The 3,971-nt window shown below is 71.9% G+C and carries 5 protein-coding genes; 4 read left to right on the forward strand and 1 reads right to left on the reverse strand.

All coding sequences use genetic code 11. The features are described from left to right. Positions 1-242 precede the first annotated feature (242 nt). From HW577_RS22060 to HW577_RS22070, 3 genes are all read left to right on the forward strand, one after another. A complete protein-coding gene (locus tag HW577_RS22060; protein WP_198378267.1) occupies positions 243-1,106 on the forward strand; it encodes an alpha/beta fold hydrolase in 864 nt (287 codons plus the stop codon). After that, entirely contained in the window at positions 1,103-1,765 is a 663-nt protein-coding gene (locus HW577_RS22065) for a YdcF family protein (protein WP_198378268.1), read from the forward strand. Before HW577_RS22060 ends, HW577_RS22065 begins: the two co-directional genes overlap by 4 nt. Positions 1,766-1,862: 97 nt before the next feature. Next, entirely contained in the window at positions 1,863-2,243 is a 381-nt protein-coding gene (locus HW577_RS22070; protein ID WP_198378269.1) for a hypothetical protein, read from the forward strand. Here the strand turns inward: HW577_RS22070 and HW577_RS22075 are convergent. Beyond that, positions 2,221-3,561, reverse strand: a complete 1,341-nt coding sequence (locus HW577_RS22075; RefSeq protein WP_198378270.1) for an NAD(P)/FAD-dependent oxidoreductase — start codon at positions 3,559-3,561, stop codon at positions 2,221-2,223. The two genes, HW577_RS22070 and HW577_RS22075, sit on opposite strands and share 23 nt — an antisense overlap. 36 nt (positions 3,562-3,597) lie before the next feature. Here HW577_RS22075 and HW577_RS22080 point away from each other — a divergent pair. Continuing rightward, positions 3,598-3,971 (forward strand): glycosyltransferase family 2 protein (locus HW577_RS22080; protein ID WP_198378271.1); only part of this gene is annotated, 374 nt, incomplete at its 3' end.

The following is a 3,971-nucleotide window of genomic DNA, read 5'->3' on the forward strand; positions in this document are numbered from 1 at the left end:
GGGTTCCATCGCCGTTGCACGGCAACGGCGATGGGCGCCCGCTCCCCCCCTCAACCTTTCCTGGCACGTGGGCACCGGCCTCCGAGCTCAGGTCCCAAGAGACAAAGAAGGGAGGGGGTCCGGGGGAGGTTCTCCTCCCCCCCCGCTTACTGCCCTTGCTGGCCCTCGCCTCCTGCGCCCCCGCCCGCGCCCCCATGGGCCCCGCCGTCACCGCCCCCATGCTCGCCCCGGATGCGCTTGTCATGCCAGACGGCGTCCGCCTGCCGCTGCATCGCTGGCTGCCGCCGAGCCCGCCGCGCGCCGTCGTGGTCGGGCTGCACGGCATGAACGAGCATGCCCGCGCCTTCGCGGAGGATGCCGCGCCCTGGTTCACGCAGGAGGGTGTCGCGCTCTACGCCTATGACCAGCGCGGCTTCGGCGCCACGCCCAACCGCGGCATCTGGGCAGGCCACGAGACGATGTCGGCCGATGCCGCGGAGGCCGCGCGCCTGATCCGCGAACGCCATCCCGGCCTGCCGCTCATCATGATGGGCGAAAGCATGGGCGGTGCTGTGCTGCTCGTCGCCGGCGCCTCCGCGGCACCGCCGCCGGCGGACGGCTATGTGCTGCTGGCGCCCGCCGTGGTGGGGCGCGCCGCGCTCGGCTGGCTCGCGCGCAACATGCTCGACCTGCTCGTGTCGGTGGTGCCGATGATGGGCTTCCAGAATTCGGCGCCGGGCTTCCAGCCGACCGACAATATCGCCGCCTGGCAGCGCTGGTCGCGCGATCCGCTGCTGATCCGCGACACGCGCGTCGATGCCATTGCCGGGCTTGTGGACCTGATGGATGCGGCGGTGGCATCGGCGCCACGCTTCCGCGCGCCGGCGCTGCTGCTGTATGGCGGGCGGGACCGGCTGGTACCGGCGGCGCCGACGCGCGGGTTGCTTGCCGCGCTGCCGGATCGCGGGCGGCAGCGCGTCGGCTTCTACGCCAATGGCTATCACATGCTGCTGCGCGACACGCAGGGCGAGCGCGTGGCGCGCGACATCACGGCCTGGGTGAACGACCGCGCCGCGCCGCTGCCCTCGGGCGCGGAGGCCGCCGCGCGCGCCTGGCTCGCGGCGTGAGCACGGAGGCGCCGCCGCCCTTCCTCGGGCATGACGGGGCTATCACGCTCGTCGCGGCGCTGGTCGTCGCGGCGCTGACCGCGGGGCTCGCGCCGCTGGCGGGGACGATTGCCGTGCTGCGCACCGCGCGCGCGGCGGGAACAGCCCCACCCACGCCGCCGCCGCGCATCCTCGTGCTCGGACATCGGCTGGAGGACGGGGCGCCCTCGCCCGTCTTCGTCGCGCGTCTCGCGCGCGCGGCGGAACTGGCGCGCGCTGCGCCCGGCGCGGAGCTCCTTGTGCTCGGCGGGCGGACCAGTCCAGGCGCGCCGGCGGAAGCGGAGGTCGGGCGCGACTGGCTGGTGGCGGGCGGGATCGCGCCGAGGCGGATCGGGATGGAGACGCGGTCGCGCCACACGCTGGAGAACCTCGCGAACCATCGTGCCGTGCATGGCCCCGCCGCGGGGGAAGCGCTGGTGACGAGCCGCCTGCACATGCATCGCGCGCTCCGGATGGCCCGCGGCCTCGGCCTGTCGCCCACGCCGGCGGCGGCGGAGGATGTCTTCCGGGTCGAACTTCCGCGGCTGCTGGCGGAAGGCTTCATGGTGCATTGGTATGTCACCGGCAGGACCTTGGCGCGGCTGCTGCGCCGGAGGGCCTGGCTTGCGCGGATCGGTTGACCTGCCTCAATCCGGGTCGGGTCGGGTGGATATTAGGGTCCGGCTCGCCCGGGCGCCTTCGATCGTTCCGGGGATGAGAGAGACGCGAGGAGGATCCATGAAGCGCAGGTTCCTGATCGGATCGATGCCGATGGTGGTCGTGGCCGCCAGCCTCGCGGGCTGCACGCGCCCGATCTACAATGTCAGCCAGCGGCCGTTCCGGAATCCGGGTTCGCTCGAGCACCGGACCATTCAGATCCAGCGCGCCGCGGGCGGCCTCGGCTGGCAGACGGATGTGGTCCGCCCTGGGGTGATCCGCGCGACGCTCAACCTGCGCACGCATGTCGCGGTGGTCGAGATCACCTACAACCAGGAGGTCTTCTCAATCATCTACGCCGACAGCAGCAACCTGGGCTACGACGGCACCAGCATCCACAAGAACTACAATGGCTGGATCGAGAACCTGGAACGCGTGATCAGCCAGCAACCCTCGGTGTGACCGCGGGCTCGGGGCGGCGCATGCGCACCAGCCCTTCCGGCCGCAGCCGGTAGCCGAAGCGGTAGGCGAGGTTCAGCGCATGGTAGGCCGCCTTGAAGGCGAGCACGGGCAATTGCCGGTTTGCGTTGGCGTGCACGTCGCCCGACAGCAGGCTGACCAGCCCCTCCCGCATCCGGAAGCGGTTGCGCGGCTCCATGAACATGTCGCGCAGCACCGGCGTGTTGATGCGGTAGATCAGCCAGGAGAGCGAGCGGATCGCGCGCTTCACCCGGCGTTCGAAGGCGCGCGCCATGCGCGCGGCGCGCGCCGGGTCGTCGAGCCAGGTGTCGGCGACCTCCGCGCCCATCTCGGCACTCGCCATGGCCAGCAGCACGCCCGAGGAGAACACCGGGTCGATGAAGGCATAGGCGTCGCCCGCCATCAGCCAGCCATCGCCGTGCATGACCTTCGACGCGTAGGAGTAGTTGCCGGTCGTCGTCACCTCCGACACCAGCTCCGCATCCGCGATGCGGCGCGCGACCGACGGGACGGAGCACAGCGTCTCGAGGAAGAAGTCCCGCACCTCCCCCCGCCGGCGCTTGAAGAAGCCCGGATTGCTGACGACGCCCACGCTCGTCACGCCGTCGGGCAGCGGGATCATCCAGAACCAGCCATGGTCGAAGAGATGGATGGTGATGCTGCCGTCCTCGGTCTCCTCGAAGGGCATGACGCCCTTGAAGTGGCCGTAGATCGCGGCGGTGTTGTTGTGCGGGTTGCGCGCCTTGCTGCCCATGGCGGTGGCGAGGAAGGTGTCGCGGCCCGAGGCGTCGATCACGTAGCGCGCGCGGAAGGCGTGCATCGTGCCCGCCTCGTCGCGCGCCGTCACGCGGTGTCCGACCGCAGCGTCGAGCGCGACGTCCAGCACGCGCATCCCTTCGCGCGCGTCGGCGCCGAGCGCGCGGGCGCGGCCGAACAGGATCTCGTCGAACTGGCTGCGCCGCACCTGGTAGGAATAAGTGTAGTCCTGGTTCAGCCCGGCGGCGAAGGAGAAGCTGGCGTGCTTGCCGTGCTCGTCCGAGACGAAGCGTCCGCCAGGCTTGTAGACGCCAATCGCCGCGATTTCCTCCTGCACGCCCAGGCGCTCGAACAGCCGCAAGTTCAGCGGCAGCAGGCTTTCGCCGATATGGAAGCGCGGGTGGCGGTCCTTCTCGAGCAGGACGACGCGGCGCCCCTTCTCGGCCAGGATCGCGGCGGCGGTCGCGCCCGCGGGGCCGCCGCCGACGACGAGAACGTCGCAGCTGGTCTCCCCCTGCAGGGCGGTGCTGGAATCGAGCGGCATGGTCGCTAGGTCCCGATCTCGGCAGTCGGTAAGGTGGTGGCCCATTCCACCCGGAACACCGTGACCGAGGCAACCTTTCCGACGCGCCCCGCCCCGTCGCCCGCCCCGGACCCTGGCAGCCTCGTGGTCGTCATGCCCGCCTTCCAGGAAGCGGAGACGATCGGCCCGCTGGTCGCGCGGGTGCTGGACGCCATGCCGGGCACGCCGCTGCTGGTCGTGGACGACGGCTCCACCGACGGCACGGGCGCGATTGCCGCCGCCGCGGGGGCGGAGGTCGTCGCGGCCCCGGCGAATGAGGGCAAGGGTGCGGCGCTGCGGCGCGGCATGCGCGCGGCGCTGGCGCGCGGGGCGGACTATGTCGCGACCCTGGACGGGGACGGGCAGCACCGGCCGGAGGACCTGCCGCGCCT

Source organism: Neoroseomonas rubea (assembly GCF_016106015.1).
Classification (GTDB): domain Bacteria; phylum Pseudomonadota; class Alphaproteobacteria; order Acetobacterales; family Acetobacteraceae; genus Neoroseomonas; species Neoroseomonas rubea.